The organism is Chitinophaga sp. 05T412, from assembly GCF_056396465.1.
In genome coordinates, this window is the sequence record NZ_JBFTLN010000006.1 from 70566 (window position 1) to 94143 (window position 23578).

The window sequence follows — 23578 nt, forward strand, 5'->3', positions numbered from 1 at the left end:
AGGAGTAGGAGGGTAAAGGTTTTCAAGGCTTCTTCGACAGCCGGTCCGTGGTTATTTTGGGAGACTCAACACATATCCTTCTCCATACATGTTCTCAATATCCTGCGGTGCACCTACCTTTTCAAAATACCCTTTGAGTCTGGATACATAGACCCACAATTGATTTTCATCTCCGGATACAACTTTTAATAAGACCTCTTTCTTTACCATTACATCAGGGGTGGCCATCAGACACATTAAAAGGTCATGAATACCTGGAGGAAGTTTTTCCTTCTTCTTGTTGGGACCTGTTAATTCACGATTGGTTTCGTCATACTTGGCTGCTCCGATCTCAAGTGCCATAAGATTTGGTTATAGGTGGACATATAAAATAATGCAACAGAATATCCGACAACTGCTTAATATTGAATGTTTTATTAAAATATCCATTTCCCCCGCCGCGACCAAACACCTCTTTTTCTACTATTAAAGGATCTTCCCCAGATAAATAAAAAATAGGCATCTGCTTATCTACTTTCCGGATTCTTTCACCCAGATCAATGCCATTCAGCCGGGGCATCATAATGTCCAACAGGCAATAATGGAAGCTTTGCTCATTAAAAATCCCCCAGGCTTCTTCTCCGTCGTAGGCATTATATACCTCGAAGCGGCTCTGGTGCAGTATTTTCTTTACAATACCGGAGAAAACGGTATCATCGTCAGCGTGAAGAATACGAATATTCATAGGAAGTTTTGATTTCATTAACACTTAACCAGCGTACAGGTGATATTATTGCAGTTGTGTTGCCTATAAATGGTACGGATAAACGATAATTTGTAGGATCGTTACAATTATCATAAAAAAATAGGATCATGATTTTTTTAATTTTAACCTTACAAAGGAAAAAAATATTCCGGAGTCATCTTGAATCCTTAACAGAAAAATTTTAATTAAAAATCTCATTTTGAATTAAGACATCTTTTTTCAAAATGCTTGCTATAAAAGATTTTGTCGAAAAATCAGATAATATGTTAATCCGTATTAACAAATACTTTGCGTAACAGATTTACCACCAGAATTTGTTAATAAAACTTCATTTTATTTAGATTTTAGATTGACATTATTATCAATAAAATAATTGACACAATATTGTCTATTTACATAAACAATTCGCTATCCTCACAGTCATTATCAATACATAAAAAACATCTTCACTTATCTAGCTAAAAAATATTTTTCAAAAAAATTTGGAGATATTAAAAAATTATATCCATCTTTGCACTGTTAAAAAAATCACAAAACATGTACCGCTCAACAATTCACATACAAATAAAAAACTGGTTTAGTCTGCGGGAAGACTATACAAGTTGCGGGGCATGTTATGCTACAGAATAGTTGAAAAAACGAATTCAATATAACATAAGCCCCGCAAGAGATTGCGGGGCTTTTTATTTGTATTTATAACGAAAAAACTAAGCATGCAAACGCATTGTCATAGCATACGATTTATTGGTATTCATAACGGGCAACTGTTATCGAAGTGGTATGGCTATGAGAAAAAATATCAACGACCCTGGTGTCAACGAACATAAGTAATTGCTTATGTACAACGTAAAAACCGGTCGTTAAAAACGCCCGGTTTTTTTGTGCTAAAAAGTGGCCCGTAGCTCAATGGTCAGAGCGTCTGCCTTATATGCAGCGGGTTACCGGTTCGAGTCCGGTCGGGCCAACTTTGTAAAATGGTACATGTAGTTCAACGGTTAGAATATCCGGCTGTGAACCGGAAGATCAGGGTTCGAACCCCGCCTGTACCCCGAGAACCAAGTTTGTTAACCCTGTTTGTTAACCCAAAATTTGTTCATCCAAACAGGTGTAAACCCCTAAAAATGTTAACCGGAAAGCGCGTTAACCCCAACAAGGAAAAAAAAAACGTTAACCCAGTAAATGCGTTAACCCCAAAAGAAGAACAAAAAAGTTAACCCGAAAAGCGTGTTAACCTCAACAAGGAAAAAGAAAACGTTAACCCAGCAAATGCGTTAACCCGAACGATGACCTAAGGAAAATGTTAACCCCCAAAAAACATTCTCCCTGACAAAGTTGATTGAAATGTTTGTTAACCCATCACGTGAGTACGGCGAAGCGGGAGTGTCGCAATGGTCTGTAAAACCATCGCCCTAGCGGGCTTAGCAGGTTCGAATCCTGCTACTCACACAACAAACGGATGAATAGCTCCAATGGTAGAGCAGCGGTTTGAAGCACCGCCAGTGCAGGTTCGAGTCCTGCTTCATCCACCAGGTAAATGAAAAGCATTTACTAAAAAGCTTCCCTCACGGGAAGAAGAGATTTGATGTCGCTGAACGCAAACCAGGCAAGGGTTTCTAAGAGCCCTGCAGTGCAGCCGTAGTAACACGCTGTATGCTGTTGCTTCAAGGCACAAGTCTCTCCAAATAACCTGTGGGTCGTAGGTTCGAATCCTATCCGCCTTTAAGGTGGTAGCTCAGCGGCAGAGCAACAGATAACTCCCTGGAAAGGAGTCAGTCTTGAAAACTGATAACATGCTACTTTGAATAGCATCTAACAACAAACAAAAAAAGTCAGGGCTGTAGGCCCTGCTGCTACATCAAAAGGATGATAGCAACAGTTTCGACAATACCAGCAAACAGGTATATACATCGCGCCATTACCATCACTTAGCACTTCCGCCCTAACTGATGACTAACAGCCGGTTGACAACTGCTTCCGTATTGACGAAACGGGCAACAGCACTGATTTTTTTATTAACCCCAAAAATGAAAATTGAAATGAAAAGAGTAACTATCAACGCCTACGAAAGAGGATTGGTTTTTAAGAACGGTGCTTACCAGCGAATGTTGCTGGAAGGAAGACACTGGATGATTAACGAAGATATACACATCTACGATATCACCAAACCATTTGTAGCCCCCGTTGAATTAAATATATTGCTGCAAGATCCCGCTATCACCGCCGCTTTGCACGTAGTGGAAGTGGGAGAAAATGAAATCGTATTGCACTACGAAAATGGATTGCTGAAGCAGGTATTGACTGCCGGAAGATATACTTTCTGGAAAAATATGATCGACTATAAGTTCGTTCGGGCCGATATTTCAGGTATTGCAATACCTGATAACATCGACAGATCTACCTTGTGCCACCGACTGGTAGCTCCATTCGTCAGAAGCTTCAATGTAGACAACCACGAACAGGCCATCCTGCTCGTTGACGGAAAATATTCCATGACCCTGTATCCAGGTATTTATTTCTGGTGKAAGAATAACATCTCCATCGTAGTATCTAAAATTGATACCAGACAATTACAGGCTGAATTGAACGGACAGGAAATCCTGACCAAAGACAAGGCTGCACTGAGAATCAACGCCTGGGCGCAGTATCGCATCGCTGATATCAACAAAGCCGTGCTTCAAAATAAGGAGTACGAACGGCAGCTCTACATCCTTTTTCAGCTGGCTTTGCGGGAATATATTGCGGCACTGACCTTTGATGAACTGTTGGATAAGAAGGATACACTGGCGCCTCATATCATGCAAGCCGTTAGCGCCAAGGCCGAAAGCCTGGGCATTACCATCGCCGGATTTGGTATCAGAGATATCATCCTGCCAGGTGATGTGAAGGAAATCATGAACCAGGTGCTAGTGGCCGAAAAGAAGGCACAGGCCAACATTATCATGCGAAGAGAAGAAACTGCCAGCACCAGAAGCTTGCTGAATACCGCTAAGCTGATGGAAGATAACCCGATGCTATTTAAGCTGAAGGAAATGGAATATGTGGAAAAAATCGCAGAAAAAATCAATAACATCAGCGTAAGCGGAAACGGTGTGCTCATTGATCAGTTAAGGCAAATATTTATCCCTAAATAAGCGAAAAGGCACTGCTGTAATGGTAGTGCCTTTAGCCATTTATAGTGTAATAGAAATTTTCTAGCTTTGCAGCATGGACGGACAATATAGAAAAGACATCTACCCAGGCCTGGAAGTGGCTATCATACTGAAAAAAGACCAGCGCAGCGGTAAAAAAACTTACGGCATCGTAAAAGATTTATTGACCTCTGCTGCCTATCACTCCCGTGGTATTAAAGTGCGTTTGGAAGATGGACAAGTCGGCAGGGTTGTAGAAACAGACGTGGTTGGCGACGAGGACTAAAGCAATTTCAAATCCTTCGTGATACGATCTATTTCCTCATTTAAATTGGGTCCTATTGCGCAACAGGTTTTAGTAGGCACACCTCCGAATTCTGTTAACCCCGAATCTGTTATCAGCGTGGCATTCAGCCCATCATCCACCGCCTGCTGATATACCCGCTCCAGGTCTTCTTCTGAATCTACCGACAAACAAATTTTAGTAAATCCTTTCGTCATCCACTCGGATACCTCCTCCGGATTTCTCAGGTTAGTTTGCAATGTATGCCCATCAATGGTTGCATGCCGTGTCAGAAACGCAATAGAAGCATGCGCACCCTGCGCTATCATTTTACCTTTGCGCATGTTCAAATCCTTGCGCATCACTATTACCTGCTTAATTATCCGCGATGACATATAACTCCGTTTAGGTAACGAATGTACAACTTTACTAAATTACTTAAACGTACCGCCGGCCCTTCCATAGCGGTTTCATAATCATTTTGGTCATCCGGAAAATCAAATTGTTCCTCAAAACTAAAATGCCCAAACGATGCGGAAAAAGTCGTACTTTAATCTTTTCAAGTGTCCGGATAAGAATGCGAAACATACCCACGCTGAACGATGTACATCAACAATTTGCCGAGTATTTTGATATACCGGCGCTAAAACCGTATGCTTATCTGCTATCAAAAAAAGGTAGCGAAGGACATATCTGTCTGCATCTTGATAAAGTAAAAGAGGAGCAAACAAATTTGCCGGAATCTTATCAAAAAATAGATACCAACAACAGCATCCTGGAAAGTTTACCGGTGGTAGGCCTCCACGGCAACGATAAACAGCCCTTTGTGATTTATCAGAACCGGCTGTATCTGCAACGCTATTTCCGGTACGAAACGGCGTTTCTTCAGCGGATAAAACAATTCCTGCTAACAGAACAAGCTTCTCTGACGGAAAGAATGCAGCTGTTGCAAAATCAGCAAACACTGATCCGTCAGCTGTTTGCAGCTACCGCCACTACTGACGACAACGATCCGACCGACTGGCAACTAGCCGCTGCCATTACCGGCGTACTGAATAATTTCACCATCATCACCGGTGGCCCGGGTACCGGTAAAACCACTACCGTGGCCAAAATTCTGGCCATCCTGTTTGCTACCGACCCAGCGTTGAAAGTAGCGCTGGCCGCACCTACCGGTAAAGCCGCCGCCCGTATGGCAGAGAGTTTACGCAATACTACCATTGCCGTAGATGCAGCCATCGCCGAAAAATTCCGGGCGCTGCAACCTGCCACCATCCACCGCTTGCTGAAACCGATCAGTGGCACTCCCTACTTCAGACACAACCGGGAAAACCCGCTGAACTATGATGTAGTCATTGTGGATGAGTGCTCCATGATAGACGTCGCCTTGTTTGCGAAACTGATGCAAGCCATCCATCCGCAAACACGCCTTATTTTATTGGGCGATAAAGACCAGCTCGCCTCCGTGGAAGCCGGCAGCTTGTTTGGAGATCTCTGTCAGGCTCAGGAACAGTTAAATCTTTTTACCCCTGCCCGCCGGCAGTTCATCAATAGTTTTATTACAGACGTCAACCGCCAGCTACCTGCCGCTATTGAGGCCGATAGCCAGCACCCGCTATTTCAACACCTGGTGGAACTGAGGCGCAGTCATCGTTTTACTGGTAATACCGGCATTGGTAAATTCAGTAAAGCTATTATTGCCAATAATGTACCGGTGATCCAAAGTTTTTTTCCGCCTTCGGCAGATGAACAGGTAGTGATTGACCCAACCATATCATCAAAACTATTCGACGACTTTATCGCCGGATATGAAACATTTATAGCAGAAGAGGATATTGCCAAAGCGCTGAAGCTGCTGAATACACAACGTGTACTCACTGCCGTAAGAGAAGGGCCTCAGGGATTATATACCGTTAACAAACAAATCGAAAAATATTTACACGACAAACGGCTGATTCAGGCCAATACCGAATTTTATCAAAACCGCCCGGTAATACTTACCCGTAACTATTATGAACATGGTTTGTTTAACGGAGATACCGGTATTATCAGGAAAGATGAAAATGGTGTACTGATGGCCTGGTTTGAAGACAGCACCGGCGCGCTGAAAGCGGTATTACCCGGCTATCTGACTCAGGCAGAAACAGCTTTTGCCATGACCATCCACAAAAGCCAGGGTTCCGAATTCGGAGAAGTACTGGTACTTTTGCCGGATACTACAGATGTACCCATTCTTACACGCGAACTGCTATATACCGCGGTGAGCCGTGCCAAACAGAAAGTGTATGTTCAGGGAACACCGGAAGTAATTCTTATGGCAGCAGAACGCTTCGTAGAAAGAGCTTCCGGTATCGCCTCCAGATTCAGAGAAGTAGATACGCATGCGAATTAATAACATGCTTCGGGAATGGCGGAGTGTAAACAAAGGAGTTATCAATGGCATTGTTTTTAAAAGTCTCGAACTCACTCAATAGCTTATCGTCCGGATTGGCAAAAGACCTCCAGGATGCGGACAACAGCGTGTTCCAGCCTCATTATATTATTACACAAACGGAAGGTATGAACAACTGGCTAAAGCTCCAGTTGGCAGACCGTTTGGGCATTGCAGCCAACTGCCGCTTCCTGAAGCCCAACGACCTGCTATACCAACTATATGTGCTGCTTGGAGGTCCCTTCTCAGAAGTACTTTCTCCGCAAAACCTCTCCTGGCTGGTATTTAAACTGCTGGGGCAGGAGGAGTTCATGGCCAAATTTCCCAAAGTAGCCGCCTACTATGCCGATCATCACGCCGAAAGTGACCTGAAACGCATGGCCCTGGCGGAAAAGGTAGCCGATCTATTCGACCAATACCAGGTATACCGCCCGGAAATGATCCAGGCCTGGACCAATACCCATATGCCCGATTTAGTCAGCGCAGGCTGGCAACACTGGCTGTGGGTAAAAGTAAAACAGCTGTCGGGCGGCGCCCTTCCGGATAAAACCATCGTAGGTAACTTTATCCTGGATGCACTGCGCAGTGCCGCCAACAACAAAGCTGGCCTTACTTCCCGTATGCCGGTCATTCACCTGTTCGGATTATCCATTATCACTGCGTACCACGTGAAAATTCTGCATGAGCTATCCAGCTTCATCGACGTACATTTTCACATCATCAACCCATCGCCGGTAGTATTTTGGTTTGATGACCGCAACGAAAAACAATTGGCCCGCTGGCGGCAAAAAGGCCTCAAAGAACTGGAAAACTCCAAAGCCGGCAATGCCCTGCTAACCGGCTGGGGTAGGGTTATACAGGATTCCTTCGGCCTCTTCTTCGCGTATGATGCATTCATCAACGCCTACGAAGAAATAGACACCGTGGAACCCAACACCGATACCCTGCTACATAAAATTCAGCACGACATCTTCATCGCAGCCACAACTGCAGACCGAGAACCTATCTCCCTAAAAGAGATTAAAGATGGCTCCATTACCATCAACGCCTGCTATACGCCTGCCAGAGAAGTAGAAGTGCTTTACAACTACCTGGTACACCTGGTAGCCGAACGCAAAGAACAACTATCGCCCAGAGATATTGTAGTAATGGTAAGCGACATTGATGCCTACGCTCCCTACATCAAAGCCGTATTCAACAATGCGCCGTATCCATTCCGCTACACCATTGCCGATGAAAGCTATACGGATAACGACAACCTATTCAATGCCCTGCATGCCATTCTCACCATGAACGAAGAGAATTTCAAGGCAGAAGCAGTCATGCAGCTACTCGACTTTTCGTATATCCGTAAACGGTTCAATCTACAGGACCCGGTACTCATTCGCCGTATTATAGAAGCCGCCAATATCCGCTTCGGCATCAACGGCCAGAAAAAGGATGAAACCCATTTTGTGAGCTGGCAATACGGGATTCAGCGGATTATGTACGGCATCTGTATGAGCGGGGAAGAAGAATATGGCAACGGGGAAGACAGCTTCTTCCCGCTGGATATCACCGAAGGCAGCGATGCCCACGATGTGATCCGGTTCTGCCATTTCGCGGAAGTGCTGATGTCGTCTATTACAGACCGGCGCCGGCCCCGCACCATTGTAGAATGGGTAGCGTATACAGAAAGAGTGCTGCATAACATGGTGTTTGAACCCGTGGAAGATATCGATGAAGATTATAACACATTGGTGAAACAACTCACCGCTTACAATGCACTCAACGAATTCATGAGTGAAAAAGTAACGTTTGAAGTATTCAGCCATAGCTTCCTCGATACCCTCACTGGTAGCACCCGCGCAGGGCTGTTTGTAAACGGAGGTATTACCTTCTGCTCACTCATTCCCATGCGTAGTATTCCCTTTAAGGTAGTAGCCCTGATGGGATTGAATTACGATAAATTCCCCCGCCGGGAAAATAAATCCAGCTTTAATATCATGGAAGAAAACCGGCAGAAAGGCGATCGTAACGTGAAGGAAAATGATAAGCACTTGTTCCTGGAAACTTTACTTTCCGCCAGGGAATATCTATACATCAGCTATCTCGGCAAAAACGCTAAAGATAACGCAGACCTGCCACCATCGGCGCTGGTAGACGAACTAATAGATTATATAGAAGCAGGCGCCACCCAACCGGAAAAAATCCGCCAGGAGTTAGTGACCTTACAGCCCCTGCAAAGTTTCAGCAGGAAATATGCTGGCACCGACGAACGGCTTTTTTCTTACCTCAGCACCAAAGAAGCTGCCACCGCGTCTTTTCTCAATGAAAATAAAGTCACGACACCGCTCACTTTTGAAGAAATCACTTTAGATGAGTTGATCAGCTTCTTCAAAAATCCTGTGCGGTCGTACTACAATAAAGTTTTAGGTATTCGTTACAACGATAGCCAACTATTGCTCAGTGAAACAGAAATTTTTGATCTGAATAAGCTACAGCAATGGTCCGTTAAAAATGAATTACTACCTGTGGCGCCTGCAGCCCAACAAACGCTGCAAACTACCATGGTAAAGAAAGGTCGACTTCCTCTCCGTAACATGGCCGCAGTAGCCATTCACCGGATGGAAGACCTGGTAGTACCTGTGCGCAATCTATACGAAGCCTGCACCCAGGGAACCACGGAAAAAAGATTGCCGATTGAAATCACCATCGACAACAGCATCTTAAAAGGATATATCAGAACCTTTGACCACACCCTGTTACAGGTGTCCTGGTCAAAGAGAGAAAGCAAATACCTGGTAGAAGCCTATATCCGCTATCTCGCGGGGAGAGCTGCCGGCGTAATCACGCATCTCTGCTTTATTTCAGGTACTAAGAAAGAAGATGCCTTTGAAGCGCTGGCATTGACACAAGAAGAAGCCACCCGGCGCCTGACAGCAATTATTAAAGTATATAAAACGGGATTCACACATATTATTCCTTTTTATCCAGACCTGGAGATCACCGCCAAAGATGTGCTCACACTGGATCTAAAGAAATTCAAGAACAAAATTACCGGATTAATTGAGCGACAGGAATCGCCGGATCCTTATATCGCGCAGGTGTATGAACAAGGTTTTTTTGACAGAGAAGAAGCACTGACGGGTTTCCTTGATATCTACGACCTGCTGATAACGCCGCTAACAACACTGTTACCAGCGTATTTTGAAAAACCAGACAAAGAGAAATGATCGATAGCATTATATATAAAAAGTTTGACGCCGTTACAGTTCCACTGGAAGGCAGCAACCTGATTGAGGCCAGCGCCGGAACAGGGAAAACCTATTCCATCGCTATCCTCGTGCTGCGGCTCATCCTGGAGCAAAAGCTATCTATCAAAGAAATATTGATGGTCACCTTTACCCGGGCAGCGGTAGCCGAACTGGAAGAAAGAATTCGTCTTTTTATCCGGCAGGCATACAAGGCCAGCATGGGTAAAGACATCGCTGATGACAAAATCCTCGACCTGGTACTGGAAGTAATTGATCCGGAAAATCCGCAGCCGGTACAACAACTGCTGCGCGATGCTATCCTGCTGCTGGATGAAACTTCTGTACTCACCATACATGGCTTCTGCCAGCAAACCCTGAACGAGTACGCCTTTGAAACTAACCAGCTATTTGGCGCGCAAATGGTGCCGGACCTTACGCCGGTAGTAGAAAATGAACTGAATAAGTTTTGGCGCAGAAATATTACCACCCTCCACACCAATTTACTGGAAAGTATCTGGGAGGAAAAGATGAAAACCGACCTGCAAAAGGTGATACAGGAACATCTCAGTGGGAAAAAATATATCGGATATCACGACGATATTTCGGATACCATCTCTGAAGCACAGCAACAGCAATGGATACAGGAAATAGATCGGCAGTCTGCCAAGATACAAGCGGCCATAGAAGCGCTGTACGAAGGCATTACCGCCAATGCCACCAACATTGTGGCCGCCTGCGAAGCTAACCGGTACACCAAAAAAKAATGGCCGGAATTAGTAAAACAACCGGAACTGCTGGTTAAAAAAATCATCGCCAAAAGAGACGCTAAGTATATTGAAGCCGTATTCCCGGAGATACTGGAAGAACTGGATAAGGTAGAAGAACTTCGCCAACAACTCAGCGACTATCAACAGCAAGTCCGTCGGGAAATTTTTTATACTGCCATCCGGGAAGTAGGAGAGCAGGTGCGCCTGTTCAAGGAACGCAGCAATATGATGGGCTATGATGATCTCATCAACAACCTGCATACGGCATTGGTGAAAAACGAAAATCCGGATCTCATCGCCAACCTGCAAAATAAGTACAAGGCTGTTTTTGTGGATGAATTCCAGGACACCGACCGCGAACAATTTGAAGTATTTGATAAAGCCTTCGGCCAAAACACCACGCTGTTCTACATCGGCGATCCTAAACAAAGTATTTACGCGTGGCGCAAAGCAGATATCTTCACCTATTTCAATGCCCGTAATATTGTACAGCATGTGTACGATATGAATCAGAACTTCCGCTCTGCCGAAAACCTGATTCGGGCCATGAACATCTTCTTTGAACCTACGCCCGGATTCGACACCTTCGATTTCAGCGGACAAAGCGATAGCATAGATTATATTCCGGTGAACAGTCCGGATAACAATACCAAAGGGTATCTGTTTAAAGGCAGTCGCAAGGAAGTGCCCATTGAGGTGATTCCCTGCGATAAAAAAGAAACCATCTGCGAGGCCGTAGCCGGGCAAATAGCACAGCTCTTGCTGGATAAAGATTATCGGATTGAAAATGAAAAAGGGTCGCGTAACATCACGCCTTCAGACATTGGTATCCTGGTGCGCACCGGGCAGGAAGGGAAAGATATTAAACACGCCCTCGCCAAACTGGGCATACCGGCAGTAACCATTGATGAGGCCAGGGTATTAAGATCGGGAGAAGCGCAACAGCTGCTTCATATCCTGGAGGCCATGGAAACGCCGGATAGATCTTCTATTAACCGGGCGTTGCTTGGATCTTTCACGGGTTACAACACCAGCACTATTTTAAAGCTGGATGATGAAACCATGTTGGACCTCTTCGGGAAATACCGTAACCTCTGGCAACGCGACGGCGCCTACACCGCCCTGATGGAATTCATTACGGATTTCAATGTACGTCATACTTTGCTGGATGGTCATACCGAAAACGGCGAGCGTATTATCACCAATCTATACCAGCTTTCTGAGCTGGTACATCAGGTGCAGAGTCGTAAGAACCTCTCCATGCGGGACCTTATCTCCTGGCTGAAACGCGGCATCGACGGCATGACCACCGATGGCGATGAATTCGCTCAGCGGGTAGAAAGTGATGAGGAAGCCGTGAATATTGTGACCATCCATAAAAGTAAAGGACTGGAATATAAAATTGTGATGGCTCCTTTCCTGGACTTCGTAGAATCACAAAACATTGACCTGATCAGCTTCCGCGACCAAATAAGCGGAGACTACTTAAGCTCACAGCGTTCCCGTCTCTCAGAAGATCAACTAACCGCTTACCAGCAACAACAAGAGCAGGAAAACCGCCGATTAATTTATGTGGCCATTACCCGTGCAGTGTACAAATGTTACCTGTTCAGGAACAACTACACCCGGTTTAAAGACTCCTCATTGGCAGTGTTCCTGAAAGCCTTAACGGTAGCGAATCCTGATCCTTCGCTGATACAATTACAAGGCAGTATTCCAGCAGAAACGGAACAAACCTACCGCCAGCAAACACAAAAAGGACAGCTGGCAGTAAACCGGCCGCCTGTAAAGTTTGAGCTGCTGGAACAAAACTGGCGCAAGATGAGCTATACCATGCTGGCCGCCAAAGCAGAACACCGGCCACGGGTGCGCTCTTTCCAACAAACAGACCCTTACGATAATTTCATTTTTACCACGCTGCGTCGTGGCGCCAAAACAGGGAATCTGCTGCACTTCATTTTTGAAAGCATCAACTTTTCTGACAACAGCAAATGGGAACACTGGATTGAAGAAGCCATCCGTCGCTTTGTACCTGGGCAACGGGAAGTATACCTGGAACGGCTACACGAAATGCTGCAACAGGTCATGTATACTACTATCCACATTGCTGGCACCAGCTTCCAGCTGGCGTCTGTAGGGCGTCATCAGCGACTGGCAGAGTTCGAATTTGATTTTCCGGTACCTGTGTTTCAGTCTAACCTGCTCAATAATCTTTCTGATGATGAGGTCAGCGTGAGTGTAAAACGTTTCTCCGAATATGGCAGCCTCGGACTGGAAGGAATCATGAATGGAAAAATTGACCTCTTCTTCGAATACCAGGGTAAATACTATATCCTGGACTGGAAGTCGAACTACCTGGGCAACAGCGTAACAGACTACGACAAAGACGGGCTAGCTGCAGCGATGAATGAAAATAACTACCATTTGCAATATTTCATTTATACCGTAGCGGTGAAGAAATATCTCGAAACCCGCATCCCCGGCTTCAATTATGAGAAACAATTCGGCGGCGTGATTTATTGTTTTGTACGTGGAGTGAGAAACACCAGCGGGCAAGGGATTTTTACGGCAAAGCCTTCTCTCAAAAAAATACAATTACTGGAATCTTTACTTACAAAAGCTGTTAACAGTTAGTAGCTAACTGTTAACAGCTTTTGACTCTMCTCTAAAAGAGCCAAACACCATTCATCATAGCCACACCGCACGTGGTTTCAAAGGAGTTCACGTAGTTATCAGGTGTTCTGTGCCACCATTGTCCCCACATCAGGCCGTTGGAGTTTCTGTAATTCCAGGCTTCCGCAGCATTATAATTGAGCCACGCAGCATAGGTACTTTGATAGTTCTGATCATGAACAAACTTACAGGCCCAACGGGCGAAGATGGCTTTAAAGCCCTGGCAGTCGTCGTTATCATACTCATCCGGTAACAATCCCTGTGCATTGCACATATTGCTTTTCGTATAGTCCATGGCTTTAGCGCCCATGGCTTTGTAACCACCGGAAGGGTAGGCATTGTGCAACATGCTACAGGCGCCAATAAACGTACCCTGCGTATAAGTGCGTGCACCTTCTGTAATGGTGCCTGCGGCATTCATGGCGCCTTTCACTTCGCCGGTACCGGATGTATATAACTTAGTGACCATCCAGTCGATGATTTGTTTAGCCTTATTCTGATAACTGATGTCGCCGGTGGCCTGATAGAGATACATGGCACAGATGGCTGCAGGGGCGTTTACACAGGCATTTTTGGTGTTATTGGCGGTAGTCCACCACAGCCCTCCGCCGAGGTTGGTATCCCAGGCGCGAGCCCATACCATGTCAAAATTATTCTTAGCCATGTCTTTCATGCCACCATCATTGGTGATCTGGAAGGCACGGATACACATCAGCGCACCCCATATCACATCATCATTGTAAATGTTGGATGTCCATAGCAGCCCGTAGGCGTCTCTCATACCGTTGTACAGGTATACCATTTTATTTTTCAGGTCTGCATCATTGTTGATGTTATACGCATCAATCAATGTTTCAATGGCTTCTGCCTGTCGCCAGAAATCCATGCGGCCAGATTGGGTAACATCGGAATAATAGTAGGCTTTAAAGGAGGGACCATAAGTACCGTATTGGTGATAGAAAGCATTGTTATAGCATTGCATGGCCAGCAATGCTTCCGACTTCACCGGCTGTACGGAATTAATGGTAACTACATTTGCTTGGGTTCCAGTAAGTGCCGTATTATTACTGGCGATCATTTCTTTTTTCTGGCATCCTGTAAAGATCAGTAACAGGGCTACCATAGCATTGATGGGGAAAAGCGTTTTTACGCACGAAGGAGTTTTCATGTTTTTCAGTTTTGTGGAATAAAGAATCGTGTTTCGTGGAATAATATCAGTGCCTGTCTTCAGATAAAGCCATACTTATTGTATCATGGCCACCATGGCGTGTTGGTTGTGCAGGCCATGCGGGCATATAACAGTGGAACCGGGTTTACACGGATATCCTATACCCGGAGGACAGGTATACAAAACTGAATTCCCTACAAACGCAAAAAATATTTTTAAGGGGAGGGCGAGCTTATAATTGAATGCGGCTATTCACCAGTTGTACAATTTCTGCATGAATGTCGGCAATAGAGCGCATTCCCTGTGCATCATCTGCACAAACAATCCGGTTAATGCTGTCATCGGCCAGCAGCATGGCTTCATATTCCTTTTTTACAGCCTGTTGCAGAGAGGTATCTTTTTCGTGGATATCATCTTTTCCCTGGAGGTATTCCCGATTTTCATTAGCGCGTCTTTTTTCCAGTGCGGCAGACACAAAAGAAAACGGTACATCGAGGTAGATAGAAAACTGAGGTTTGGGTATCTGGTTGTATTGATATTCAAAATCGTTGATCCAGTTACGGAGGTATGCTTTTTCTTCGTCACGGTGCAGCTTGGCGCATTGGAAAGCGATGTTGGAAAGTACGTAACGATCTACCAGCACAAAATAGCCATCACGGAGCCATTCATTGATTGTAGCAGCAAAGGCTTTCCGGTCTTCTGCAAACAACAGGGCTACCAGTTGCGGATGTACGCTTTTCACGTCACCAAATTCACCACGGAGAAATTTGGCAATCAACTCACCAAAAACGCCCTCATTGCTGCGGGGAAAATGTACGAATTTGGTTTTCTCGTTTTTAGATGCCAGGTATTGAGTCAGCAGTTCAATCTGTGTAGATTTTCCTGCACCATCCAAACCTTCTACCGCTATAAATTTGTTGCTTGCTATCATTGTAATCTGGCTGTTAAAAATGGGAAATTAATAAAAAACTCCCGTGCTTTTGATGTTCCGGAAATGTACCGGGTATTAAATGGGGAAAGTCCGCGTTACGGCGGACTTTCAGGCACGAAGGTAACAAAGTTTTACTAAATTCAAATTCGGTCGACTGTGATGCCATCTCCCAGGTGGATAGGGATATCGGAGAAATTCCGGTATACTGTCCCTTCTCCGAAGCCATCTTCATTCACTGTTCCTMCTTTGACTTTATTATTGTAGAAGATCTTTTTTCCTACGTAAATAGCTCTTTTCAGCAGGAAGTTCTCCCGTAACAAATCAGAGCTGATGCGATGAAATGCTTCACCAGCGTTTCCTGACAAGTGGTTACTATTTTTATAAGTCAATGTCTGAAACGGGCTGCCATTCTCTTTGTACAGCCGAAGTTCCCGATCGTCCAGTTGGTAAGTACCTGTAAATCTTTTTTTCGGATGAAGTACACAATCGGTTAGTTTTCCGCTTACAAGCGTTTCCCCGGGGACATAAAAAATTTCGAATGCATTATTTTCTTCCAGATAAATAATAGCGGTGAGCTCATCTGATGTAGCTGAAACAAGTACATCCTTCGTTTTCTTTGTTGAAAATCCATCTGCCATTCTCATGGTATCGGTATGTGTGATGGCTTGTAAAAAATCAGGATCTTTAATGGTTACGCCTTTGCGGCCATGGGCTTCCAGCCTGCATTTAAAGTCTTTATCTTCATAACCGTAGTCTTTCACTTTCTCATCATAGCCCCGCAAGGCGTAGAAATCGGCTTGTTTTACGCATATTCTACCCTGTACATCCCACCATTTTTTGTTGGGACCGATGCGGGGTGGCARCAAATAGATATCCTGATCCTGGTTGAACATGTTATTTACATATGCAGCAAACCCAGGACCGGTGTAATTATCGGCGTCTATGCCGCATAGGATATCGCCGGTAGCCAGTCTGAAAGCCATATTCTTGGAATGGCTCATATGGAAAAACTGCGGGTCTTTGGTGGCGAAATACACCAATCGTCCGGTATTTAATTCGTGTTGTAATTCGGTGTGTATCCAGTCGTGTAGATCGTCTTTGGAACCGTAGTTAAGCACTACAAACTCAATATCAGGATACCCCTCATTATCGGAGATATTACGTTTCAGTGTTTGTTTCAGGTGCATGGTCCGGTTCATGCATACTGTACATAGAGAAATCCGGTGTTTCATGGATGGTTACTTTAATGGTACGATGAGTGCTGGCTTATATAACAATGGGAGAGCAGGATTGTTTGCTAAAAAAACAGGGATACTGTTCGTGACTACTGCTAACGTTTTGTCTTTGAATCACTAGTAAAAGAGGGAAAATAATATGCGAAAAATACTAATTAAATTAGTATAATTGCTAAATAAATTAGCTTTAAATTTTATACCGATGCCCGACACAAAAGCAGATATCATTGCGCAGCTGCAGAAAGATATCCTTCTTTTACAAGGGCTCAAACCAACATTAAACAGTGCTGCCGTAGATGTGGGGCTTGGGCCTATAAAGAATGCATTTCCCAATCATTCCTTTCCTACAGGCGCTGTGCATGAATTTTTAAGTACCGCCGCAGAAGATGCGGCTGCCACTACTGGTTTCATCAGTGGGTTAACGGGTTGTTTGATGGCGGGAGGCGGCATTTGTTTGTGGATCAGTACTTCCCGGACTATTTTTCCACCGGCTTTAATGAGTTTTGGTATTGCGCCTGATCAGGTCATTTTTGTGGACCTGCAGCGCGATAAAGATGCCTTATGGGCGATAGAAGAAGCCTTGAAATGTGAAGGACTGGCCGCTGTTATCGGCGAAATAAGGGAGCTTAGCTTCACCAACTCGAGGCGGCTGCAGTTGGCCGTAGAACAAAGCAGGGTAACCGGCTTTATTCACCGGCATCAGCCCCGCAGCGTTGGTACTACCACCTGTGTATCCCGGTGGAAAATTACCTCCCTCCAAAGTGAAGCAATTGACCATATGCCCGGTGTTGGCTTTCCTCGCTGGAATGTTGAGTTGGAGAAAATCCGTCATGGCCAGCCCGGCAGGTGGCAGGTAGAATGGTCGTCCGGCAGATTCCAGCCGGTGCGCAAAGCTGCGCCGGTATTGCCACAGCAACCCATCCGCAAAATTGGTTGATATGTCGCGGCGCTTTGTAACAATATGGTTCCGCCATTTGCTGACGGATTGGTTCACCCGCCGGCAACCTTACCTGCGTAATACACCCTTTGTATTAGCAGCACCCGACCATGGCCGCATGAAAGTAACTGCCGCCAATGCCGCCGCACAAACGCATGGTATCCATGCAGAAATGTCTGTAGCCGATGCCAGGGCACTTTTTTCCTCCTTGCTGGTATTAGATGATGTACCGGAATTACCGGTTAAGCTATTAACCGCATTAGGTCATTGGTGTATCCGTTTTACCCCCATCACCGCCATTGATCCGCCGGATGGCCTCATCCTTGATATCAGTGGTTGCCCTCATCTATGGGGCGGCGAAGCGCCCTACCTCGAAGATATCCTTTCCCGCCTGGCTAATTTCGGTTACCAGGTACGTGCCGGCATGGCCGATACCATTGGCGCAGCATGGGCCATTGCACGATATAGCACTACATCTCCCATTATCCCCCCGGGAGAACAAATGGCTTCCCTGCTATCCCTGCCACCTGCTGCATTGCGCCTGGAAACCGCTGTGGTAGACCGCCTGCTGAAACTCGGCCTGTACCAGGTCAACAACTTTATTGCCATGCCCCGATCCGCCCTGCGCAGACGCTTCGGCCAGCAAATACTCTATCGGCTGGATCAGGCCCTGGGACATGAGGAGGAAGCCATCATGCCCTTACAACCTCCGGAACCTTTCCAGGAAAGACTTCCCTGCATGGAGCCTATTCTTACTGCCACCGGCATTGAAATAGCCCTGCATCAGCTGTTGGCTACACTTTGTCAGCAACTCACTAAGGAAGGAAAAGGGCTGCGCACCTGCGTATTGAAATGTTATCGCATAGATGGAAACATCCAGCAAATAGCAATAGGGACCAACCGGGCCTCACATAACCCGGCTCACCTTTTCAAATTGTTCGATAACAAAATAGCCACGATTGAACCGGCTTTAGGCATAGAATTATTTGTGCTGGAAGCTACCAAAACAGAAGACATCACACCCGCCCAGGAAGCGTTGTGGGTGAGTCACAGTGGCCTCGAAAGCGTAATAGTAGCCGAACTACTGGACCGGCTGACCGGCAAAATTGGTCCTGGTATTATACAACGTTACTTACCAGATCAACATCACTGGCCGGAACGTTCTATAAAACTGGCTGCCAGCCTGGAAGAGAAGCCTACTATTCATTGGAGAACAGACCGCCCCCGGCCCATCCGGCTGCTGGCTACCCCCGAAATGGTGGAAGTATCTGCCCCTATACCAGATTATCCACCGATGCTATTTCGGTATAGGGGAGAAGTACACCGGATTAAAAAAGCAGATGGTCCGGAAAGAATTGAACGCGAATGGTGGCTGGAAACAGGGTCCCACCGCGACTATTACACGGTAGAAGACGAAGCAGGAAACCGCTATTGGATTTTCAGATCAGGACATTATGATGCGGATAAACCCCATCGGTGGTTTATCCATGGCTTTTTTGCGTGATGAATGAAATAGAAGAAGTATGCATTACACCGAATTACAAATTACCTCCAACTTTAGCTTCCTGCGTGGCGCCTCCCATCCGGAAGAACTGGTAGAACATGCTGCCAGCTTAGGTCATACTGCCGTTGCGATCACAGATCATAATACCCTGGCCGGTATTGTTCGTGCACATGTAGCGGCAAAAAAGACCGGCATCCGCATGATTCCCGCGTGCTGCCTGAACCTGCTGGATGGCCCGTCGTTACTGGCTTATCCTACTAATAAAGCCGCTTACAGCCGCTTATCTGGCTTATTAACCATCGGGAATTTACGCGCAGAGAAAGGCCAATGCCATCTATACAAAGCAGATGTATATCAACATGCGCAGGATATTACATTCATTGTACTACCTCCACCTACCTTAAATGCACAATTCGATTATAATGACGATTTCAAACAGGCATTGGCTGAATACCGCACCGCTTTAAAAAATAATTTGTATCTCGCCGCCACACGTTCTTATCAGGGCGATGATGCGAAAAAGCTATATCGTCTTTCCCAGTTATCCGAAACGCTGAATATCCCGCTGGTGGCCACTAATGACGTACATTTTCATCATCCTGAACGCCGGCAACTACAAGATGTATTAACCTGTATCCGGGAGAAATGCACCATTTATACTGCCGGCTACCGGCTACACGAAAATGCAGAAAGATATCTGAAATCGCAGGCAGAGATGCAACGCCTGTTCCGCCAATACCCTGATGCGATCCAACGTACACAGGAAATTGCCGCAGCCTGCCAGTTTTCATTGGATGAGCTGAAATATATTTACCCGGAAGAGTTGACCACAGAAGGGCGTACCCCACAAGAAGAGCTAACACTTCTCGCCTGGAAAGGAGCCAAAGAAATTTACGGCGCATCTATTCCACAAAAGGTCATTGATAATATCAACTATGAGTTAAAATTTATTAATGAGATGGATTACGCACCGTACTTTCTGACGGTGTATGATATTGTAAGATATGCACGGGAACAACATATCCTTTGTCAGGGACGTGGCTCTGCTGCCAATTCTACCATCTGTTTCTGCCTGGGCATCACTTCTGTTGATCCAACAAAATTTGATTTACTATTTGAACGATTTATTTCTTCCGCACGTAATGAGCCACCAGATATTGATGTAGACTTTGAACATGAAAGGAGAGAAGAGGTCATGCAATACATCTACAACAAATACGGTCGCGACAGAGCCGCTATTGTAGCTACTGTCACCCAACAACGCCACAAAGGCGCCATTCGTGATGTAGGTAAAGCCATGGGGCTCTCTGTGGATATGATTAACCGTCTCTCCGGCGTTATTCAACAAGACTACAGGGATACTTTCAGCAATGACCGTATTACCGAACAAGGRCTCAACCCCAATGACCCACATCTGAGCAAAGTGCTGGAACTCACTGACCAAATGATTGGCTTCCCCCGACAGCTGGGACAACATACCGGTGGCTTTGTGATCACGCAAGGAAAGCTATCGGAGCTGTGTCCTATACTGAATGCACGTATGGAAGACAGAACCAACATCGAGTGGAATAAAGACGATATCGATGCCCTGGGGTTTCTCAAAATTGATGTACTGGCACTTGGTATGCTCACCTGTATCCGCAAAGCATTCGATCTTGCTAAAGCGCATTACAATAGGGAATACACCTTGGCAAACATTCCTCAGGATGACAAAGCGGTGTATGAAATGGTCAGCCACGCAGACACCATCGGGGTGTTTCAGATTGAGAGCAGGGCGCAGCAGTCGATGCTGCCGCGATTAAGACCTGAATGCTTTTATGATCTGGTGATAGAAGTGGCTATTGTAAGGCCCGGACCCATTCAGGGAGATATGGTGCATCCGTATCTGCGGCGGAGGAATAAACTAGAGGAGCCTTCCTATCCTAAACCTGAACTGGAAGCCATTCTGGGCAAAACACTAGGCGTTCCATTATTTCAGGAACAAGCCATGCAAATTGCCATCGTTGCAGGAGGTTTTACGCCAACAGAAGCAGATGAACTCCGGCGCAGTATGGCCACTTTCAAATCAGTTGGCACCATTGCCAACCTTCGGAAAAAGCTGGTATCCGGCATGGTAAAAAACGGCTACGAAGAAGACTTTGCCAACCGCATCTTCAAACAGCTGGAAGGCTTTGGTAGCTATGGTTTCCCTGAAAGTCATGCTGTGAGCTTCGCGTTACTGGTATATGTATCTTCTTACATCAAATGTTACTATCCCGACGTTTTCGCCTGCGCATTACTCAACAGCATGCCTATGGGTTTTTATCATCCTCCGCAGATCGTGATTGATGCCCGCAACCATGGCGTAGAAGTAAGACCTGTAGATGTGAATCTATCTTTCTGGGATAATACACTCGAAAAAATCACCGACAAAAAACACGCGTTACGATTGGGCTTCCGACAGGTAAAAAGCCTTCGTGAAGATGATCTCCAAACATTTCTATCGGATAGAGTCCAACATTACAGCAGCATCCCTGCGTTACGGGATGCCGGTCTTTCATTAACTACACTCGAAAAACTAGCAGATGCAGATGCCTTCAGATCTATGGGATTAGACCGCCGCCGCGCACTCTGGGAAGTATCCGCGCTCCACGACCGCCCCACCGGCATGTTTACCGGACAACCGTCTGATAGCGTAGCAGAAAGCAATATACAACTGCCGGAAATGACAGACTCGGAACATGTAGTACACGATTACCATGCCACTACGCTTTCTTTAAAGGCCCACCCCGTCAGCTTTATACGGGAGAAACTGCAGCAACTTCATATTACCGCTAGTAAAGAACTGGACAGCATCCTGGATGGTCAACCGGTAAAAGTAGCTGGCCTCGTGCTGGTACGGCAAAGACCCGGAACCGCCAGTGGCGTTTGTTTTATTACCATAGAAGATGAAACCGGATGTAGCAACCTGGTTGTTTTCAAAAAAACATTCGACAAATTCAGGAAGGAAATTGTGCAATCGCGACTGCTGATGGTAGAAGGCAAGCTACAACGCGAAGGTGAAGTAGTACATATTGTAGTACAGCGATGCTACAATATATCACGCTTATTACAACAGCTGCTGCCCTCCAATGTTGCGAATACAACAACCGGTGAGCAGCAGCTGGAACAGAAAAAAGAGGTGACGCAGGGAAACATTTTTGCTGAGTCAAGGAACTTCAGATAACGGTCAAATACTGGCTATAAGGGCTTTCTGATGATGGTCTTCTCCTCATAAGTTCCATCTTTATAAAATTTGATGTAGGAAATTGGCAAATCAATGACTTCTATTCCTATATCAAATGGATTACGATTAGTATATGCACAGTCATTAAAGTAAAATGGATTGCACTCATCTCCATATGTCACTTCCAGAAATTTGCTTCCCATAATAGCCCAGGCCAAGGCCGGTAATTCAATCCAGTTTTCCTTTTCCCTATCTGGCGTCAGATAATCAGAAACCTTCAAGACATAATTACCCAATTTGCAAAGCTGTCCATCGGTAAGCACTTTAAGTTTATAGAACTCCTTTACGAATAACGCAATATCATCCTTCTTCCCACAAAACCTAACTTTACGCTTCATGTGAATAACTCTAATTGACTCCGGAATCAGTATTTCGAGATCAAATTTATTCATCTCACTATGCTTTTCCTACTTTATCCATACTACTTCCGAAACAACGGCGCCAGGTTATAACTCAATCCCAACTGCAGCTGCAGGGCTTTACTTTTATCATACATTGGCTGATAAGTACCGTCCTTTTTATAAAGAGAATTAAAGAAATACTGGCCACCTAACATCACTTCAAGATGAGGTACTATCTCGTACCGGGCATTGAGGTGAGCGCCGAAAAGAAATTGCTTAGGCTCTCCCTTGGTTTCAAAGAACGCACCTGCTGCTTGTCCATTATTATCATACACCACAACTGTATTCGTATACTTTTTACCTACAAGATAATTTAAAATAGCGCCTCCCTGGATAGAAAATTTATTGAACGTCACGCCCACATTGATAGGACGGGAGGTGAGGTAAGTCAGTTTAGTATTTCCATAGTTACTCGCAATATCCTTCAAATGAAAATCATTCTTGTAAAAGGATTGAGGAATATAGGTATCGTAACTATAGTTCATCTGCATCAAACCTAATGAAAGCGATAACTTCCACCGATTATTTAACTTCCTTCCTGCTTCTGCTTCCACAACAAATCCTACTTTCGATTTCGTGGTGGAGTTCGTTTTCCACGTCTGAGGAGTATTTTTGGAATTGGCGGGGTTAATAAAATTAGGTATCGTAAAACCATCTGCAATAAATATCTGGTTTTGAAAATTGGGAAGGATCGTGGTGTTAGCGCTGGCGTTAATTTTTAGTTCATTTTTTTGAGCAATACCTGCAGTGCTGCAAAGTACGAGTACCATTAAGGCAATAGGGAGTTTCATTGTTTTCCTAATTAAAAAGATGAAATTAAAAGTCTGGAATTTTAATATTTACATCTGGACTAGTTCATTAAGTCCCTGCTGGT

Annotated in this window: 16 protein-coding genes and 4 tRNA genes; 12 read left to right on the forward strand and 8 right to left on the reverse strand. The window is 45.2% G+C overall.

Annotated elements, in window-relative coordinates; all coding sequences use genetic code 11:
• Positions 1-51 precede the first annotated feature (51 nt).
• Positions 52-342 (reverse strand): winged helix-turn-helix domain-containing protein, encoded by a 291-nt coding sequence (locus AC1DFM_RS14725; protein ID WP_477077495.1) that lies wholly within the window; start codon positions 340-342, stop codon positions 52-54.
• A complete protein-coding gene (locus AC1DFM_RS14730; protein ID WP_477077496.1) occupies positions 332-724 on the reverse strand; it encodes a response regulator in 393 nt (130 codons plus the stop codon). Before AC1DFM_RS14730 ends, AC1DFM_RS14725 begins: the two co-directional genes overlap by 11 nt.
• Positions 725-1637: 913 nt before the next feature.
• On the opposite strand from AC1DFM_RS14730, the gene AC1DFM_RS14735 reads away from it, so the two are divergent.
• From AC1DFM_RS14735 to AC1DFM_RS14760, 6 genes are all read left to right on the forward strand, one after another.
• Positions 1638-1710: transfer RNA gene (locus AC1DFM_RS14735), tRNA-Ile, on the forward strand.
• A gap of 11 nt (positions 1711-1721) precedes the next feature.
• A tRNA-His gene (locus tag AC1DFM_RS14740) sits at positions 1722-1794 on the forward strand.
• 311 nt (positions 1795-2105) lie between these two features.
• Positions 2106-2191, forward strand: a tRNA-Tyr gene (locus AC1DFM_RS14745).
• An 8-nt stretch (positions 2192-2199) separates the two neighbouring features.
• Positions 2200-2274: transfer RNA gene (locus tag AC1DFM_RS14750), tRNA-Phe, on the forward strand.
• A 507-nt stretch (positions 2275-2781) separates the two neighbouring features.
• Positions 2782-3876 carry a slipin family protein gene (locus AC1DFM_RS14755; protein ID WP_477077497.1) on the forward strand — a complete coding sequence of 365 codons (1095 nt, stop codon included), beginning with the start codon at positions 2782-2784 and terminating at the stop codon, positions 3874-3876.
• A 73-nt stretch (positions 3877-3949) separates the two neighbouring features.
• A complete protein-coding gene (locus tag AC1DFM_RS14760; RefSeq protein WP_079471660.1) occupies positions 3950-4159 on the forward strand; it encodes a YwbE family protein in 210 nt (69 codons plus the stop codon).
• Here AC1DFM_RS14760 and pth2 read toward each other — a convergent pair.
• Entirely contained in the window at positions 4156-4551 is a 396-nt protein-coding gene (pth2, locus tag AC1DFM_RS14765; RefSeq protein ID WP_477077498.1) for an aminoacyl-tRNA hydrolase, read from the reverse strand. The two genes, AC1DFM_RS14760 and pth2, sit on opposite strands and share 4 nt — an antisense overlap.
• Positions 4552-4733: 182 nt before the next feature.
• Between pth2 and recD the strand changes: the two genes are divergently transcribed.
• The 3 genes from recD to recB are packed head-to-tail and all read left to right on the forward strand — an operon-like array spanning position 4734 to position 13224.
• Positions 4734-6548, forward strand: coding sequence for an exodeoxyribonuclease V subunit alpha (gene recD / locus AC1DFM_RS14770; RefSeq protein WP_477077499.1), 1815 nt, complete (start codon positions 4734-4736; stop codon positions 6546-6548).
• Positions 6549-6592: 44 nt separating this feature from the next.
• Entirely contained in the window at positions 6593-9802 is a 3210-nt protein-coding gene (gene recC, locus AC1DFM_RS14775) for an exodeoxyribonuclease V subunit gamma (RefSeq protein WP_477077500.1), read from the forward strand.
• Positions 9799-13224: an exodeoxyribonuclease V subunit beta gene (gene recB, locus AC1DFM_RS14780; protein ID WP_477077501.1), complete on the forward strand. Its 3426-nt coding sequence runs from the start codon at positions 9799-9801 to the stop codon at positions 13222-13224. Before recC ends, recB begins: the two co-directional genes overlap by 4 nt.
• Positions 13225-13255: 31 nt before the next feature.
• Here the strand turns inward: recB and AC1DFM_RS14785 are convergent, their stop codons facing one another.
• The 3 genes from AC1DFM_RS14785 to AC1DFM_RS14795 all read right to left on the reverse strand — a co-directional run bounded on the left by AC1DFM_RS14785 (position 13256) and on the right by AC1DFM_RS14795 (position 16594).
• Positions 13256-14431 (reverse strand): glycoside hydrolase family 76 protein, encoded by a 1176-nt coding sequence (locus tag AC1DFM_RS14785; RefSeq protein ID WP_477077502.1) that lies wholly within the window; start codon positions 14429-14431, stop codon positions 13256-13258.
• A 232-nt stretch (positions 14432-14663) separates the two neighbouring features.
• Positions 14664-15362, reverse strand: a complete 699-nt coding sequence (gene tmk, locus AC1DFM_RS14790; RefSeq protein WP_477077503.1) for a dTMP kinase — start codon at positions 15360-15362, stop codon at positions 14664-14666.
• Between the two features lie 140 nt (positions 15363-15502).
• Positions 15503-16594 carry a glycosyltransferase family 2 protein gene (locus AC1DFM_RS14795; protein WP_477077504.1) on the reverse strand — a complete coding sequence of 364 codons (1092 nt, stop codon included), beginning with the start codon at positions 16592-16594 and terminating at the stop codon, positions 15503-15505.
• 205 nt (positions 16595-16799) lie between these two features.
• On the opposite strand from AC1DFM_RS14795, the gene AC1DFM_RS14800 reads away from it, so the two are divergent.
• Genes AC1DFM_RS14800 through AC1DFM_RS14810 form a run of 3 tightly spaced genes read left to right on the forward strand, consistent with a single transcriptional unit; the run spans position 16800 to position 22243 of the window.
• Complete coding sequence (locus AC1DFM_RS14800; RefSeq protein WP_477077505.1) at positions 16800-17534, forward strand: ImuA family protein; 735 nt, start codon at positions 16800-16802, stop codon at positions 17532-17534.
• A 1-nt stretch (position 17535) separates the two neighbouring features.
• Positions 17536-19038 (forward strand): Y-family DNA polymerase, encoded by a 1503-nt coding sequence (locus AC1DFM_RS14805; protein WP_477077506.1) that lies wholly within the window; start codon positions 17536-17538, stop codon positions 19036-19038.
• A 19-nt stretch (positions 19039-19057) separates the two neighbouring features.
• Positions 19058-22243 carry an error-prone DNA polymerase gene (locus AC1DFM_RS14810; protein WP_477077507.1) on the forward strand — a complete coding sequence of 1062 codons (3186 nt, stop codon included), beginning with the start codon at positions 19058-19060 and terminating at the stop codon, positions 22241-22243.
• Positions 22244-22257: 14 nt separating this feature from the next.
• On the opposite strand, the gene AC1DFM_RS14815 is transcribed toward AC1DFM_RS14810, so the two are convergent.
• Together AC1DFM_RS14815 and AC1DFM_RS14820 are read right to left on the reverse strand one after the other, a co-directional pair.
• Complete coding sequence (locus AC1DFM_RS14815) at positions 22258-22695, reverse strand: hypothetical protein (protein WP_477077508.1); 438 nt, start codon at positions 22693-22695, stop codon at positions 22258-22260.
• A gap of 29 nt (positions 22696-22724) precedes the next feature.
• Positions 22725-23495 (reverse strand): hypothetical protein, encoded by a 771-nt coding sequence (locus AC1DFM_RS14820; RefSeq protein WP_477077509.1) that lies wholly within the window; start codon positions 23493-23495, stop codon positions 22725-22727.
• Between the last annotated feature and the right edge of the window lie 83 nt (positions 23496-23578).

Bases quoted from the DNA above. Each gene is read 5' to 3' on its own strand.
- AC1DFM_RS14725 (WP_477077495.1), bottom strand. From the start codon at position 342: ATGGCACTTGAGATCGGAGCAGCCAAGTATGACGAAACCAATCGTGAA.
- AC1DFM_RS14730 (WP_477077496.1), bottom strand. From the start codon at position 724: ATGAATATTCGTATTCTTCACGCTGACGATGATACCGTTTTCTCCGGT.
- AC1DFM_RS14760 (WP_079471660.1), top strand. From the start codon at position 3,950: ATGGACGGACAATATAGAAAAGACATCTACCCAGGCCTGGAAGTGGCT.
- pth2 (WP_477077498.1), bottom strand. From the start codon at position 4,551: ATGTCATCGCGGATAATTAAGCAGGTAATAGTGATGCGCAAGGATTTG.
- recD (WP_477077499.1), top strand. From the start codon at position 4,734: ATGCGAAACATACCCACGCTGAACGATGTACATCAACAATTTGCCGAG.
- recC (WP_477077500.1), top strand. From the start codon at position 6,593: ATGGCATTGTTTTTAAAAGTCTCGAACTCACTCAATAGCTTATCGTCC.
- AC1DFM_RS14785 (WP_477077502.1), bottom strand. From the start codon at position 14,431: ATGAAAACTCCTTCGTGCGTAAAAACGCTTTTCCCCATCAATGCTATG.
- tmk (WP_477077503.1), bottom strand. From the start codon at position 15,362: ATGATAGCAAGCAACAAATTTATAGCGGTAGAAGGTTTGGATGGTGCA.
- AC1DFM_RS14800 (WP_477077505.1), top strand. From the start codon at position 16,800: ATGCCCGACACAAAAGCAGATATCATTGCGCAGCTGCAGAAAGATATC.
- AC1DFM_RS14805 (WP_477077506.1), top strand. From the start codon at position 17,536: ATGTCGCGGCGCTTTGTAACAATATGGTTCCGCCATTTGCTGACGGAT.
- AC1DFM_RS14815 (WP_477077508.1), bottom strand. From the start codon at position 22,695: ATGAATAAATTTGATCTCGAAATACTGATTCCGGAGTCAATTAGAGTT.
- AC1DFM_RS14820 (WP_477077509.1), bottom strand. From the start codon at position 23,495: ATGAAACTCCCTATTGCCTTAATGGTACTCGTACTTTGCAGCACTGCA.